The following is a 15864-nucleotide window of genomic DNA, read 5'->3' as shown; positions in this document are numbered from 1 at the left end:
ACCACCGCCACCTCCCGCACCACCGGCACCTCCCCGCACCACGGCACGCATCCCCCTGCACCACCACCCCTCCAGGAAGTCCCCCCGCGCAGAGAGTGACTCCGCCATGCCCGGAATCCGCCGCCTGACCGTCGCCGCAACCGCCGTCGCCGCGATATCCGTACTCGCCACCGCGTGTACGGGCTCCGCCTCCAACACGGCCGCCGACGACCCCAAGAAGGACGTCACCCTCAACTTCTGGCACGGCTGGTCCGCCCCCAGCGAGATCAAGGCCATCGAGGACAACATCGCCCGGTTCCAGAAGGCTCACCCGAACATCAAGGTGAACGTCACGGGCAACATGACGGACGACAAGATCAACCAGGCGCTGCGCGCCGGCGGGGAGAAGGCCCCCGACGTGGTCTCCTCCTTCACCACCGACAGCGTCGGCAAGTTCTGCAACTCCGGCGCCTTCGCCGACCTGAACCCCTTCCTGAAGAAGTCCGGGGTCGACAAGGAGAAGGTCTTCCCCAAGACCCTGCTGGAGTACACCCAGTTCAAGGGCAACCAGTGCACGCTGCCGCTGCTGAACGACGCGTACGGCCTCGTCTACAACAAGACCGCCTTCGAGGCCGCCGGGATCACCGAACCGCCCAAGACGTGGAGCCAGTTCGTGGCCGCCGCGCAGAAGCTGACGATCGCCAAGGGCGATTCGTACGAGCAGCTCGGCATCATGCCCACCTACCACGGCTACGAGACCGCCCCCCAGCGGCTGGCCGCGCTGTGGAGCCCGTCGTACTTCGACGCCGACGGCAAGTCCAACCTGGCCAAGGACCCCGGCTTCGCGCAGATGCTGACGGCGCAGAAGGACCTGGTCGGCAAGCTCGGCGGGTACGAGAAGCTGGAGAAGTTCCGCACCACCTTCGGCGACGAGTGGAGCGCCGAGCACCCCTTCCACCTCGGCCTGGTGGCCATGCAGATCGACGGCGAGTGGCGGGCCCCGATGGCGAAGGAGGCCGGGGTGAAGTTCGAGATCGGGACCGCGCCGATGCCCGTCCCCGACGACCGGGTCTCCGAGTACGGCAAGGGCTATCTCGCCGGCACGATCATGGGCATCGCCTCGGGCAGCAAGAAGCAGAACGCCGCCTGGGAGCTGACGAAGTACATGACGACCGACACCGAGGCGGTCGTGGAGTTCGCCAACGCCATCCACAACGTGCCCTCCACGCTGGCCGCCCTGGACTCCCCCAAGCTCCAGGTGAGCCCGGAGTTCAAGACGTTCATCGACATCGCCAAGCACCCGAAGTCGACCACCACCCCGGCGCAGGCGGACGGCGGCACCTACCAGCTGACCTTCACGGACTTCGCGTACGCGGTCGAGAAGGGCGAGGTCACGGACATCCCCGCCGGTCTCGCCAAGACCGACCAGCAGGTCGACACGGACATCGCGAAGGCGAAGTAGCCCGATGGCCGGCACCCTCTCCCCCGAACTACGCTCCAGGCGCCGCAGGTCGACGCTGCGCACGGCGGCCTTCATGTCGCCCTGGCTGATCGGGTTCAGCGTCTTCTTCGCCTACCCGCTCGTCTCCACCGTCTACTTCTCCTTCACCAAGTACGACGGCTTCCGCCCGCCCGTCTTCAACGGGCTGGACAACTGGACCTACGTCTTCTCCGACCTCCCGATGTTCTGGCCGGCCATGCGCAACACCCTGTGGCTGGTCGTGATCATGGTCGCCTGCCGGGTCGCCTTCGGCCTCGGCATCGGCCTGCTCATCACCAAGATCAAGCTGGGCACGGGCGTCTTCCGCACCCTGTTCTACCTGCCCTACCTGGCCCCTCCGGTGGCGGCGACCCTCGCCTTCGTCTTCCTGCTCAACCCGGGCACCGGCCCGGTGAACACCCTGCTGGACGCCGTCGGACTGTCCGGACCCGGCTGGTTCACGGACCCCGTCTGGTCCAAGCCGGCACTGACCGCGCTCGCGGTGTGGGGGGTCGGCGACCTGATGGTCATCTTCATGGCCGCGCTGCTCGACGTACCGCGCGAGCAGTACGAGGCCGCCGAGCTGGACGGTGCCGGGGCGCTGGCGCGCTTCCGCCACATCACCCTGCCGAACATCTCGCCGATCATCCTGTTCGCGGTGGTCACCGGGGTCATCCAGGCGATGCAGTTCTACACGCAGCCCCTGGTGGCGGGGAAGGTGGCGTCCGGCGTGATGGGCGGCTCGGGCCAGCAGTTCGAGCCCGGGTACCCCGACAAGTCCACCCTGACCCTGCCCCAGGTCATCTACAACGTCGGCTTCCAGCGCTTCGACTACGGCACCGCCTGCGTGGTCGCCCTGGTGCTGTTCGCCCTCTCCATGGCCTTCACCGCGCTGCTCATGCGGCGGCGCGGCGGGCTGATCGAGGCAGGTGACTGAGGATCATGAGCCAGACCATCACCCGCGGCGCGCGGCACGCCCCGCGTCCCGCCGCGCCCGGCACCCCGGACTCCGCGCGGGTCGTGCGCGCCGCCCGCCGCAAGGCCGCCCTGCACTGGGTGGCCGTGCACTCCCTGGGCGTCGCGGCGGCGCTCTTCTTCGTCCTCCCCTTCGTGTTCCTCTTCCTGACCTCGGTGATGAGCGACCAGCAGGCGCTGACCCGCGACCTGTGGCCGCACAACTGGGAGTGGGGCAACTACGCGAAGGTGTGGGACACCCCCGGCTTCCTGACCTGGTGGCGCAACACCCTGCTGTACGCGGGCCTCGGCACCCTGCTGACCGTGGTCTCCTCGGTGCCCGTCGCCTACGCGCTCGCCAAGTTCCGCTTCCGCGGCCGGCGGCTGTCGCTGCTGCTCGTGATCGCCATGATGATGCTGCCGCCTCAGGTGGTCGTCATCCCGATGTACCTCTTCTGGGCCCAGCAGCTGGACCTCTCCGGCACCCTGTGGCCGCTGATCATCCCGATGGCCTTCGGCGACGCCTTCTCCATCTTCCTGCTGCGCCAGTTCCTGCTGACGATCCCCGACGAGTACCTGGACGCGGCGAGGGTCGACGGCTGCGGCGAACTGCGCACCATGCTGCGCGTGGTCCTGCCGATGGCGAAGCCCGGGATCGCGGCCGTGGCGCTGTTCCAGTTCTTCGCCGCCTGGAACGACTACTTCGGCCCGCAGATCTACGCCTCGGACAACCCGGCCGCCTGGACCCTCAGCTACGGCCTGGAGTCCTTCAAGGGCGCGCACCACACCAACTGGAACCTGACCATGGCGGCAACCGTGCTGGTCATGGCCCCGGTGATCGTCCTCTTCTTCTTCGCCCAGAAGGCGTTCGTCGAAGGCGTCACCCTGACCGGAGTGAAAGGCTAGTGACGATGAAACTCGCAGTGGTGGGCGGCGGTTCCACCTATACCCCCGAGCTGATCGACGGGTTCGCCCGACTGCGCGACACCCTGCCCATCAGCGAGCTGGTGCTGATCGACCCGGCCGCCGAGCGGCTGGAGCTGATCGGCGGCCTGGCGCGGCGGATCTTCGCCAAGCAGGGGCACCCGGGCCTGATCACCACCACCTCCGACCTCGACGCGGGCGTCGCGGACGCGGACGCGGTCCTGCTGCAGCTGCGCATCGGCGGGCAGGCGGCCCGGCTCCAGGACGAGACCTGGCCGCTGGAGTGCGGCTGCGTGGGCCAGGAGACCACCGGTGCCGGCGGTCTCGCCAAGGCGCTGCGCACGGTCCCGGTGGTCCTCGACATCGCCGAGCGGGTCCGGCGCTCCAACCCGGACGCGTGGATCATCGACTTCACCAACCCGGTCGGGATCGTCACCCGCGCCCTGCTGCAGGCCGGGCACAAGGCGGTCGGGCTGTGCAACGTGGCCATCGGCTTCCAGCGCAGGTTCGCCGCGATGCTGGACCTGACGCCGGCCGACATCCACCTCGACCACGTGGGCCTCAACCACCTCACCTGGGAGCTGGGGGTGCGCAAGGGCGGCCCGGAGGGCGAGAACCTGCTGCCGCAGCTCATCGCCCGGCACGGCGACGCCATCGCCGCCGACCTGCGGCTGCCGCGTGCGGTGCTGGACCGGCTCGGCGTGGTCCCCTCGTACTACCTGCGCTACTTCTACGCCCACGACGAGGTGGTCCGGGAGCTCGGCACCAAGCCCTCGCGGGCCGCCGAGGTCGCCGCGATGGAGAAGGAGCTGCTCGGCCTGTACGGGGATCCCGCGCTGGACGAGAAGCCCGAACTGCTCGCCAAGCGGGGCGGCGCCTTCTACTCGGAGGCCGCTGTGGACCTGGCCGCGGCCCTGCTGGGCGACGGCGGGAGCGCCGTCCAGGTGGTCAACACGCTGAACAACGGCACCCTGCCGTTCCTCCCCGACGACGCGGTCGTCGAGGTGCAGGCACGGATGGACCGCACCGGGCCGTCGCCGCTGGCCGTACCGCGGCTGGACCCGCTGTACGCGGGGCTCATCGCCCACGTCACGGCGTACGAGGACCTCGCGCTGGACGCGGCGCTGCGTGGCGGCCGCGAGCGGGTCTTCAAGGCGCTGCTGGCGCACCCGCTGGTGGGCCAGTTCGACCTCGCCGAGGGGCTGACGGACCGGCTCCTCGCGCACAACAAGGAGCACCTGGCATGGGCGTGAGCCGGCCCGTTCCCCCGCCCGCCGCCGCGGCGGTCCTCGCCGTCGACGCGGGCAACAGCAAGACGGACGTGGCGCTGATCGCCGCGGACGGCCGCGTCCTCGGCACCGGACGCGCGGGCGGCTTCCAGCCCCCGCGCGTCGGGGTCGAGGCGGCGGTGGACGTCGTCGGGCAGGCCGTCGCCGAGGCGGCCGCGGCCGCCGGACTGCCGGAGCCGGCGGCCGGGGCCCCGTACGCCGTCCGGGTTTCGGCCTGTCTGGCCAACGCGGACCTCCCGGTGGAGGAGGCTCTGCTCGCGCAGGCCATCGGCGCGCGGGGCTGGGGCACGGCCACCGAGGTCCGCAACGACACCTTCGCGATCCTGCGGGCCGGCCTCGGCGAGAACGCCGGGGGCCCGCGCGGGGTCGCCGTGGTGTGCGGGGCGGGCATCAACTGCGTGGGCATGCTGCCCGACGGGCGCACCGCCCGGTTCCCGGCCCTCGGGCAGATCTCCGGTGACTGGGGCGGCGGCGGCGGACTGGCCGCCGAGGCCATGTGGTGGGCGGCGCGCGCCGAGGACGGGCGCGGCGGTCCCACCGAGCTCGCGGCGGCCCTGCCGCGGCACTTCGCGCGGGATTCCATGCACGCGCTGATCGAGGCGCTGCACCTGGGCATCGTCGAGCCCGTACGGATGCACGAGCTGGTGCCGGTGCTGTTCGATGTGGCCTCGGCCGGCGATCCGGTCGCCGCGGCCCTCGTCGAGCGGCAGGCCGAGGAGGTCGTGGCCCTGGCCTCGGTGGCGCTGGAGCGGCTCGAACTGCTGGACGAGGAGGCGCCCGTCCTGCTGGGCGGCAGCGTCCTGGCCGCCCGGCACCCGCAGCTGAACGGCCGCGTGGAGGCCCTGTTGGCCGAACGGGCCCCGCACGCGCGGGTCTCGGTGGTGACGGCCGCGCCGGTGCTGGGCGCGGGCCTGCTGGGTCTGGACGCGCTGGGGGCCGGGCCCGAGGCCTACGGGAAGCTGCGCGCCCATTTCGGCTGAACCGTTTCGGATCAACCATTTCTGATCAACCGTTTCGGATCAACCGTTTCGGATGAACCCCGCCCGCACCGGAACCATCACGGCCCCCTGGGCGTACTGACGGTGAAGGGGTGGAGCGGACGGGGGGACCGGCCGGGGCAGGACCGGGGACGGATCGGGGCGGATCGTGCCTGATCCCGGACCGGGTGCTGTGGACGACCGCCACTAAGGCCATACTGCTGCGAAGCACGAAGGACCGAGGGGGAGGTCAGGGTGGCCATCACATCACGCGCGCCCGCGCCCGGCGGCGTCCCGGCGCCCTCCGGGCCGCCGGCGCCGCCGCCCGACGGGCTGCCCCGGCGCGGCACCGCCTGGGCCGAGGGCGTGGAGCGGCTGCGCGCGGCCGCCACCACCGAGCCCGGCCGGCTGCGGATCGTCGGCGCGGCCCTGGCCGCACTGGTCCTGCTGTTCGGCGCGGTGGCCGTCTGGGAGATCTCCGGCCGGGTCACCGCGGCCGACGACGTCGTGGGCCGCAGCCAGCCGCTGAGCGCCGACGCGGCGAGCATCTACCGCTCCCTCGCGGACGCCGACACCGCCTCCTCCAGCGGTTTCCTCGCGGGCGGCAACGAGCCCCGCGAGGTCCGCAGCCGGTACGAGAAGGACATAGCCAACGCGTCCCGGCTGCTGGTGAACGCGGCCGCCAGCACCACGGCGGGCGACGACTCGCGCAAGCAGATCACCCTGCTGAGCGAGCAGCTCCCCCGCTACGCCGGCCTGATCGAGCAGGCCCGGGCCACCAACAAGCAGGGCCTGCCGCTCGGCGGCGCCTACCTCCGGTACGCGAACGAGCAGATGAGCACCCAGCTGCTGCCCGCCGCCCAGCGGCTCTACGAGGCGGAGACCGGCCGGCTCTACACGGACTACGACGAGGCCCGCGCGCTGCCCCTGGCCTCGCTCGGCGCCGGTCTGCTCGCCCTCACCGCCCTGTTCTGGGCCCAGCGGCGCAACTACCGCCGGACGAACCGCGTCTTCAACCACGGGCTCGTCGCGGCGACCACCGCTTCGCTGGTGCTGCTGCTGTGGCTGGCCGCGGGGCACACGGTCGCCCGGTCGGGGCTGAGCGAGGCCCGCACGGACGGGCAGGAGTCGCTCAAGGTGCTCAACGACGCGCGGATCGCCTCGCTCCAGGCGCGGGCCAACGAGAACCTCACCCTGGTGTCGCGCGGAGCCGTACTGGCCGAGGACAAGAAGTCCGACAAGTACGACGTGGACTTCTCGAACGACATGAAGGACCTGGACGCGGGCCTGGCGACGGCGGCGAAGCTGGCCGACGACACGGCCGGCCGCGATCCGGTGGCCCGCGCCGCGGAAGGCGTGCGGCAGTGGAAGGGGCTGCACGCGGCGGCCCGGCAGACCGACTTGACGGGCGACTACCAGGGCGCCGTCGGGCAGGTCATCGGCGACAAGGACCACCCGAAGCCCACGGGCACCGCCTTCGACACGGTGGACGCCTCGCTGGAAGAGGCCGTGCTGCACGAGCAGCGCGAGTTCACCCGGGCGGCGCGGGACGGGCTCGGGGCGCTCGACGGTTTGGTGACAGGTACGGCGGCCCTGGCGGTCGTCGGCGCGGTGGCCGCCCTGCTCGGCATCGGGCGCAGGCTTTCGGAGTACAGGTGAGAGCGATGCCGGGACGGGTGAAGCGCGCGGGCGAGGGCTCCGAGGGGTCCGGGGGCACCGCGACCCCTGCGGTGGCCCCGGAGGCCGTCGTGGCCTCCGCGCAAGGCACGGCGGAGCCCGCGGAGGGCGCCGTGAGCGCCGTCGAAGGACCGGACGTACGCGGCCTGCGGCGGCTGACGGGCCGGCTGCGCGGCTGGGGCGGGGTCGGTGCGATGGCCGCGGCCTGCGCGCTGACGGCGGCGGCCGTGCTGCTGCCGCTGGCTCAGGCGGCCCCGAGCGGCCCGGGAGCCTCCTCGCTGGTGCGCGAGCCGGCCAGGATGGCCGTCGCTCCGCAGGCGCCGGGGGACACCTGTGAGAACCCGGAGGCGAGCCTGCGCCCCAACGGGCTGGACGGCTCCGCGATCCAGCGGATCCGCGCGGCGGGCCACCTCGTCGCGGGCGTGGACCAGAACAGCTTCAAATGGGGCTACCGCAACCCGGCCGGGGAGCTCGACGGCTTCGACATCGCCCTGGTCAAGGCCATAGCGAAGGACATCTTCGGCGAGGACGGCAAGGTCATCTACCGGGCCATCCCCACCAGCCAGCGCATCCCCGCGCTCAAGGACGGCACCGTCGACATCGTCGTGCGCACGATGACCGTCAACTGCAAGCGGCTGGAGGAAGTCGCCTTCTCGACGGCGTACTTCGAGGCCGGGCAGCAGGTGCTGGCCCCCAAGGGTTCGACGATCACCGGCTACGACGCTTCGCTGAAGGGCCGCCGCATCTGCACGGCGGCGGGCTCCACGGCCGAGTCGGCACTGGCCGCCCAGTCCTACGGCGCCGTCCCGGTCAGCGTGTCCAACCAGCTCGACTGCCTGGTCCGGCTGCAGCTGGGCGAGGTGGACGGCATCATCACGGACAACGCCCTCGCCGCCGGCCAGGCCGCGCAGGACCCGTCGGTCGCACTGGTGGGCTCCCCGTTCACCAAGGAGTTCTACGGGGTGGCCATGAACAAGGACGCAGGCGACCTGGTGCGCCGGGTCAACAAGGTGCTGGAGGACTACCGCGCGGGCGGCGGCAACAGCCCCTGGATGAAGGCCTACCGGGACCACCTGGAGCCCGTGCTGCCCGGCGTGGGCGGCCCGCCCGTTCCCAAGTACCGGGACTGAGGCCGGTGTCGGATTCTGAGCCCGATGTCACAAGACCGGAGGCGGGATCGGTGGAGGCACATCCTTTGGGGGCGCAGCCGGCGGTGATGGACCGGGACGGCGTGGACCGTGCGCTGGCCCGGCTGGGTGCGGAGCACGAGGCCGTCGAGACCTCGCTGCTCGCGCTCCAGGACCACTCCGGCCGGCGGCTCCTGGAGGGCGCCGGGCTGACCGGGGTCACCAAGGAGCGGTGGGCCGAGGCCGATGCGGCCATCACCCGGCTGTGGCGCTACTTCGACGCCTACAGCGGGGCGCTGGGCGCCGCCCGGGAGATCCGCGAGCGGCGGCGCTGGCCGAGCCGCGAGGACCTGGTCGAGCTGACGGACCGGCTGCGCGGGCCCGGGGTGCTGATCTCCGGCGCCGCCGTGGAGGGGGCTCCGCTCGCGGAGCGGTTCTCCCTCGCCGAGCTGGTGTCCCGCATGAACGAGCTGTACGCGAGCTCCCTGGACGTGGTGGTCGCCGCGGACTCCGTCTGGTCGGCGCTGCCCGCCCGGATCGACCTGCTCGCCGCCGAACTGCACCGTACCCGCGCCCTCGCCCACTCGGTGGGGGTCCGGCCGGGGGAACACCCCTCGGGGGACGACCTGGAGGCCATCACGGCCGAGCTGGCGGACCTGCGGGCCCGGGTGATCGAGGACCCGCTGGCGTTCTGGTGCGCGGTGTCCGGGAGCTCCGCGCCGGGTGGCGGCCGTCCGGACACCGGGCGCTACGACCGGGCCGCGCGCGCACTGGAGGACGTACGCCGGGAGGTCGAGGCGGTGCTGACCGTCCGGCAGGACGCCGAGCAGCGGCTGATCGGGCTGCGGGACGTGCTCTCGCGGGCCGACCGGACCCTGGCGGAGGCCCGGGTGGCCCGCGGCGAGGTGCTGGCGAAGATCGCGGCGTCCGAGGTGCCCGCGGTGAGCGGCCCGCCGACGGTGCTGCAGGAGCAGCTCTCGGCGGCGGCCGAGTACCGGCGCCGGGCCCAGTGGCACCGGCTGTCGCCGCTGCTGGAGTCCTTGGAGGAGCGGGCCGAGGAGGAATTGCGCCGGGCCCGCGAATCGTTGACCGCGGTGACGGCTCCGCTGGCCGTGCGCGCGGAGCTGCGCGGACGGCTCGACGCCTACCGGGCGAAGGTGGCCCGGCTCGGCATGGCGGAGGATCCGCTGCTGATGGAGCGGTACGACACCGCCCGGCGGATGCTGTGGAGCGCTCCCTGCGATCTGCGGGCCGCCGAGCAGGCGGTGCTGCGCTACCAGTGGGCCACGGCCGAGGCGCTGCCCTCACCACAGCAGGACCAGCGCAACCAGCAGGACCAGCAGGATCGACAGGGGCACCGACCGGTGCGCGAGTGGCCCGACGGGCCGAGGGAGGGGGACGCGTGAGTCTGATCGGAACGGCGTGCATGCGCCCCGGCTGCCCGGGGACGTACGAGGACATGGGCGGCGGCGAGGTCTACTGCGGCACCTGCGGGCTGGCGCCGACCGGAGCCGTCGCGGCGGGCGCCGAGGAGCTGGTGTCGGTACCGACGGCGATGACGAGCGCGGCCCGCCACGGGGACTCGCAGGGGTCCCAGGGCTCGCACGGGTCCGGGCGGTCCTCGTCCTCCTCCTCGCGGGCTTCCCGCTCGTCGCGGTCGTCCTCCTCCCGGCGCTCCGTGTCGGGACGGCTCTCGCGCGCCCTCTCGGGAGCCGCGTCCACCCGGTCGGTGTCGGTGCGCAGTTCGGGTTCGGCCGCCTCGGGGTCGGGCCGCAGCCGCCTGGGCGCCGGGCTGGTCAACGTACCGGAGGTGCCTCGTCCGGATCCTTCGGCGGCGGTGCTGGAGAACCCGGAGGTCCCGGAGCGCAAGCGGTTCTGCTCGCGGTCGGACTGCGGGGCGCCGGTCGGGCGGGCCCGCGGGGAGCGGCCGGGCCGGACGGAAGGTTTCTGTACCAAGTGCGGTCACCCGTACTCCTTCGTGCCCAAGCTGCGCGGGGGCGACCTCGTCCACGGCCAGTACGAGGTCGCGGGCTGCCTCGCGCACGGCGGGCTGGGCTGGGTCTACCTCGCGGTGGACCGGGCCGTGTCGGACCGGTGGGTGGTGCTCAAGGGCCTGCTGGACACCGGGGACCAGGACGCGATGGCGGCCGCGATCTCGGAGCGGCGCTTCCTCGCGGAGATCGAGCACTCCAACATCGTGCGGATCTACAACTTCGTGGAGCACCTGGACCAGCGGACCGGTTCGCTGGACGGGTACATCGTCATGGAGTACGTCGGCGGCAAGTCCCTCAAGGAGATCGCCAACGAGCGGCGCAGGCCGGACGGCCGCCGCGACCCGCTGCCGGTCGAGCAGGCGTGCGCGTACGGCATCGAGGCGCTGGAGGCGCTCGGCCACCTGCACACGAGGAACCTCCTCTACTGCGACTTCAAGGTCGACAACGCCATCCAGCAGGCCGACCAGCTGAAGCTGATCGACATGGGCGCGGTCCGGCGGATGGACGACGAGGAGTCGGCCATCTACGGCACCGTCGGCTACCAGGCGCCGGAGGTGGCGGAGGTCGGTCCTTCGGTCGCCTCCGACCTGTACACCGTGGCGCGCACGCTGGCCGTGCTGACCTTCGACTTCCAGGGCTACACGAACGTGTTCGTGGACTCGCTGCCGGACCCGCAGCACATCGAGGTGTTCGGGCGGTACGAGTCCTTCTACCGGCTGCTGGTACGGGCCACCGACCCGGATCCCGGACGGCGGTTCGCGTCCGCGCAGGAGATGGCGGACCAGCTGACGGGGGTGCTGCGGGAGGTCGTCGCGCTCCAGACCGGCCGCCCGAGGCCGCAGGTCTCCACCCTCTTCGGCCCCGAGCTGCGGGTGCCGGACGACCGGCTGTTCACCGACGACAAGGCCGGCGGCCACGTGTCCCGGCTGGGCGAGCGGCCCGTGAAGCGGTGGCGGAAGGGCCGGGGCCAGGCTCCGGCCGCCGTCCCCGCGCCGGCGCCGGTTCCCACCCCGCTTCCCGGCGCCGCCGTGTCCGCGGGGGCTCCCGCCGCTCCTCCTTCGACGTCGCCGATCACGGGGTACGGCACGACCGGGCTGGTCACCACGGCGACGCACCGGGCCGCCGGTCCCGGCGTGCCGGCCCCGCGCCGGGAGCCGGCGGCCGCACCGCTGCCGCCCGTCGGGATCACCGCCGCGCGGCGGCCGGAGCCGTCCACGCTGGACACCCGCGAGGCCGCGCTGGCGCTGCCCGTGCCGCTGGTCGACGCCGGGGACCCCAACGCCGGCTTCCTGGCGGGCCTGCTGGCCTCCGCGCCGGCCGACCTGCTGACCGCACTCGGCTCGGCGCCCGCCGAGTCCGCGGAGCTGCGGCTGCGGGAGCTGCGGGCCCGGCTCGAACTGGGCGGCGCCGACGCGCCGCTCGTCGCCGACGCACTGGCCCGGCTGGAGGCGCAGCACCCCGACGACTGGCGCGTGGTGTGGGCCCGCGGCATCTCCTCGCTGGCCGTCGGGGAGGACGAGACGGCGGCCCTGTCCTTCGACGCCGTCTACGACGCCTTCCCGGGCGAGCCGGCGCCGAAGCTGGCGCTGGGGCTGTGCGCGGAGGTGCTGGGGCAGCTGGACAACGCCGCCGAGTACTACCGGCTGGTGTGGGCCACGGATCCGGGGTTCGTCGGGGCGGCGTTCGGGCTGGCCCGGGTGCAACTGGCCACCGGGGACCGGGCCGGAGCCGTGCGCACGCTGGAATCCGTACCGGAGGCCTCGATCCACCACACCGCCGCGCGGGTGGCGGCCGTACGGGCACGCCTGCGCGACCGGTCTCCCCAGGAGGCGCTGCTTCCCGATCTGACGGCGGCCGCGGCGCAGGTGGAAGCCCTGGGGCGGTTCGGCCTGGACTCGGTGCGCCACGAGCGGCTCAGGGCGGAAGTTCTGGGCTCGGCGCTGGACTGGGTACTGTCGGGTAGCCGGGGTTCCGACCCCGGCCCTGCCTCGCTCCTCGGCTGCCAACTGGACGAGCGGGGGCTGCGCTTCGGCCTGGAGCGCTCGTTCCGCGTGCTGGCTCGGCTGGCGCAGCGGGGCGAGGAGAGGATCGAACTGGTGGAGCGGGCAAACCGTTTCCGTCCCCGGACGTGGGTGTGATTGATGTCGATGCATCGGCTGTCGGGCTGCCCCAGCTGCGCGGAACCGCTGGAGGAGGGTGACCGTTTCTGCGGCCTCTGCGGCTACGCCCTCACCACCCCGGCCCCCACGGAGCCCGGCCCCCCGCAACGAACGACCCCACCGCTGGGCACGCCCCCGGCCGCGCCGGCGTTCCCGGCGGGCTCGGCGTACGCACCCCCGGCGGCTCCGGACGCCCCGCCCGCGGCGGGCGCGGCTGCGCCGGCGTTCCCGGCGGCCGCGAGGCACGCGGCCCCGCCTGCCCCCGCCCCGGCCCCGGCCCCGGCAGGGGCGGATCAGGCTGCGGCTGCTCACGCGGGCACCACCCCGCCGGGTGGGATCCCGGCCGCGCGCGGGCTCCCGTCGTCCGACGAGGACCTCGCACCCCAGTACTCCGGCGGCTACCCCGAACCGGCGGCCCCCGGGTACGCCGGCGGGGCCGCGCCCGGCTGGGGCAGCGTCTCCACCGCCGCCCCCACCCTGGTGTCGGGCTCCACCGGCTGGTCCGACCCCGGCCCCCTGGCCGACCCCCACGGCACGCCTCCGGCCCCGGAGGGCCCCTACGGCGAGCCCCCTCAGGGCGGGCACCCCGCGGACACCGCCCCCTACGGAGCGAGCACGCAGGGCACGGGTTCCGCGGGCGGAGCCGCGTACGGCGGCCACGACGGCCACGACGCGTACGGCACCCCGGGCCCCGGCGAGCACGCCTCCCACTACGACCACCCCGCCCAGCCGGGGCAGCACCCCGGCGGCGAAGCCCCGTACGGCGCCCCCTCCGCGCAGGGGCAGCACCCCGGCGGCGAGCCCCCGTACGGCTCCGCGACCGGCGGGCACGCCCCGGCCCCGCACGGCGCCGACCCCCAGGGCCCCGGCCCGACGCACGAAGCCCCGTACGGCAGCCCCTCCTCGCAGGGGTACGCCCCCGGCGGCGAAGCCCCGTACGGTGGCGGTCCCGCCGAGCAGGGGCCCGCCCCGCAGGCGGACGGCGGCGGGAAGACCTGTGTGGCCTGCCGGGCCGGGCGGGTGGACACCGACGGGTACTGCGAGCACTGTGGTCACGCGCAGCCCCGGGAGCGGGACCACCTCGAAGAGGAGCTCGGGAGCGTCGCCGCCGTCAGTGACCGCGGGCTGCGCCACCACCGCAACGAGGACTCCTTCGCCGTCGCGGCCACCGCGCTGCCCGACGGCTCCGCCGCCACCGTGGCCATCGTCTGCGACGGCGTCTCCTCCGCCAGCCGCCCCGACGAGGCCTCCGCGGCGGCCGCCGGAGCCGCCAACGAGGCGCTGCTCGACGCCCTCCCTCGCGGCGCCCACCCGCAGGAGGCCATGCACGAGGCGATCCTGGCGGCGGCCGCCGCCGTGAACGCCCTCGCCCCCGAGGTGCCGGGCGCCCAGAACGCCCCCGCCTGCACCCTGGTCGGCGCCGTGGTCAGCCGCGGCCTGCTGACCATCGGCTGGGTCGGCGACAGCCGTGCGTACTGGGTCCCCGACGACCGCGCCGCCCTGCCCCGCCGCCTCACGGAGGACGACTCCTGGGCCGCCCAGATGGTCGCGGCGGGCCTGATGGGCGAGGCCGAGGCCTACGCCGACGTCCGCGCGCACGCCATCACCGGCTGGCTCGGGGCCGACGCGTACGAGCTGGAACCGCACACCGCCACCTTCAAGCCCGACCACGACGGCGTGGTCGTGGTCTGCACCGACGGACTGTGGAACTACGCCGAGTCCGCGCGCGACATGGCCCAGGTCCTCCCGCAGGACGCCGCCGTCCGGCCCCTGCACAGTGCGCAGGTCCTGGTGGGGCACGCCCTCGACGGCGGCGGGCACGACAACGTCACCGTGGCCGTCGTCCCCTTCGCGGCGACCCCGGCAGCCCCGTCCACCCCGCCGCCCGCGCCCGCAGGCCCCGCCGCCCCGCAGCCCCAGGGCTGATCCCCGTCCTCGAGGAGTAGCGACCGATGGCGAACTTCGCCAAGCCGAGCGCCCCCCGCTTCAGCGTGGAGGTGTACCAGAACGAGTTCCTCGCCGAGGGCGCCCGCGACGTCCACGCGATCGTCACGGTCACCTCCACCGGCGGGGCCACGGCCACCCGGACGGCCGTCGCCCTGGGCGGCGCCGCCGTGGTGATCATGGTCGACTGCTCCGGTTCCATGGAGTACCCGCCCGACAAGATGCGCGGTGCGCGCGAGGCGACGGCCGCCGCCGTCGACACCCTCCGCGACGGCACCGCCTTCGCCGTGATCGCCGGTACCCACGGGGCCAAGGAGGTCTTCCCCCGCCGGGGCCTCCTCGCCATCGCCGACGCGACCACCCGCGCGCAGGCCAAGGAGGCCCTGCGCGGCCTCACCTCCGGCGGCGGTACCGCCATCGGCACCTGGCTGCGCCTCGCAGACGGCCTGCTGCACGGGTCCACGGCGGCGATCCGGCACGGGATCCTGCTCACCGACGGCCGCAACGAGCACGAGGACCCGGCCGTGCTCCGGGCCACGCTCGACGCCTGCGCGGGCCGTTTCACCTGTGACGCCCGCGGCGTGGGAACCGACTGGGAGGTCAAGGAGGTCACCGGCATCGCGAGCGCGCTGCTCGGCACCGCCGACATCGTGGCCGATCCGGCCCGGCTGAGCGCCGACTTCACGCACATGATGGAAAACGTCATGGGCAAGGAAGTGGCGGACGTCTCACTGCGCCTGTGGACCCCGGTCGGCGCGGAGATCCTGTACGTCAAGCAGGTCGCCCCCGCCGTGCAGGACCTGACCGGCCGCCGCACGGAGGCGTCCCCGCGCGCCGGGGACTATCCGACGGGTTCCTGGGGCGACGAGTCCCGCGAGTACCACGTGTGCGTACGGGTCCCGGGCGCGGCCGTCGGCCAGGAGATGCTCGCCGCCCGCGCCGCCCTCGTCATGCCGGGGGCTCCCGGCGAGGACCCGGCCGTTCTCGCCCAGGGCCTGGTCCGCGCCGTCTGGACGGACGATCTCGCCGCGTCCACCGCGATCAACCCCCAGGTGGCCCACTACACCGGACAGGCGGAACTCGCGCAGGCCATCCAGCAGGGTCTGGAGGCCCGCAAACTGGGGGACGTCGGCGGCGCCACGGCCAAGCTCGGCCGGGCCGTGCAGCTGGCGAGCTCCTCGGGCAACGCCGACACCGCCAAGCTGCTCGCGAAGGTGGTGGATGTCGTCGATGCGGCGGCGGGTACTGTGCGACTGAAGGCAAAGGTCGCCGACGCGGACGAGATGACACTAGAAACGCGTTCCACTCAAACCGTTCGAGTGCGAAAATCTTGACGTAAAGCTTGACGCTCTGATCCGAC

Annotated in this window: 11 protein-coding genes; all 11 read left to right on the top strand. The window is 73.5% G+C overall.

What is annotated here, in order from left to right:
* Nucleotides 1–106: 106 nt before the first annotated feature.
* The 11 genes from OG898_RS18160 (at nt 107) to OG898_RS18110 (ending at nt 15838) form a co-directional block, all read left to right on the top strand.
* Nucleotides 107–1441: an ABC transporter substrate-binding protein gene (locus tag OG898_RS18160; protein WP_250739519.1), complete on the top strand. Its 1335-nt coding sequence runs from the start codon at nt 107–109 to the stop codon at nt 1439–1441.
* 4 nt (nt 1442–1445) lie between these two features.
* The gene (locus OG898_RS18155) at nt 1446–2396 is read left to right on the top strand and encodes a carbohydrate ABC transporter permease (RefSeq protein ID WP_266958015.1); all 951 of its coding nucleotides are present in this window, start codon (nt 1446–1448) and stop codon (nt 2394–2396) included.
* Between the two features lie 5 nt (nt 2397–2401).
* Nucleotides 2402–3319 carry a carbohydrate ABC transporter permease gene (locus OG898_RS18150; RefSeq protein WP_266958013.1) on the top strand — a complete coding sequence of 306 codons (918 nt, stop codon included), beginning with the start codon at nt 2402–2404 and terminating at the stop codon, nt 3317–3319.
* Between the two features lie 5 nt (nt 3320–3324).
* The gene (locus OG898_RS18145) at nt 3325–4590 is read left to right on the top strand and encodes a 6-phospho-beta-glucosidase (RefSeq protein WP_250739522.1); all 1266 of its coding nucleotides are present in this window, start codon (nt 3325–3327) and stop codon (nt 4588–4590) included.
* The gene (locus OG898_RS18140; protein ID WP_250739523.1) at nt 4581–5606 is read left to right on the top strand and encodes an N-acetylglucosamine kinase; all 1026 of its coding nucleotides are present in this window, start codon (nt 4581–4583) and stop codon (nt 5604–5606) included. The genes OG898_RS18145 and OG898_RS18140 overlap by 10 nt, the downstream gene beginning before the upstream one ends.
* A gap of 330 nt (nt 5607–5936) precedes the next feature.
* The gene (locus OG898_RS18135) at nt 5937–7262 is read left to right on the top strand and encodes a hypothetical protein (protein ID WP_250739604.1); all 1326 of its coding nucleotides are present in this window, start codon (nt 5937–5939) and stop codon (nt 7260–7262) included.
* Nucleotides 7263–7474: 212 nt separating this feature from the next.
* The gene (locus OG898_RS18130) at nt 7475–8410 is read left to right on the top strand and encodes a glutamate ABC transporter substrate-binding protein (protein WP_250739605.1); all 936 of its coding nucleotides are present in this window, start codon (nt 7475–7477) and stop codon (nt 8408–8410) included.
* 86 nt (nt 8411–8496) lie between these two features.
* Complete coding sequence (locus tag OG898_RS18125) at nt 8497–9813, top strand: hypothetical protein (RefSeq protein WP_266960318.1); 1317 nt, start codon at nt 8497–8499, stop codon at nt 9811–9813.
* A 20-nt stretch (nt 9814–9833) separates the two neighbouring features.
* Nucleotides 9834–12539: a serine/threonine-protein kinase gene (locus OG898_RS18120; protein ID WP_266960316.1), complete on the top strand. Its 2706-nt coding sequence runs from the start codon at nt 9834–9836 to the stop codon at nt 12537–12539.
* A 501-nt stretch (nt 12540–13040) separates the two neighbouring features.
* On the top strand, nt 13041–14486 hold the full coding sequence (locus OG898_RS18115; protein ID WP_323184904.1) for a protein phosphatase 2C domain-containing protein: 1446 nt from the start codon (nt 13041–13043) through the stop codon (nt 14484–14486).
* A 26-nt stretch (nt 14487–14512) separates the two neighbouring features.
* Entirely contained in the window at nt 14513–15838 is a 1326-nt protein-coding gene (locus OG898_RS18110; protein WP_266958010.1) for a VWA domain-containing protein, read from the top strand.
* Nucleotides 15839–15864 lie beyond the last annotated feature (26 nt).

Origin of the sequence: Streptomyces sp. NBC_00193, assembly GCF_026342735.1 — a bacterium.
GTDB classification, from domain to species: domain Bacteria; phylum Actinomycetota; class Actinomycetes; order Streptomycetales; family Streptomycetaceae; genus Streptomyces; species Streptomyces stoeckheimensis.
The sequence above is the reverse complement of the archived record's forward strand: the minus strand, read 5'-3'. Positions and strand labels throughout refer to the sequence as shown.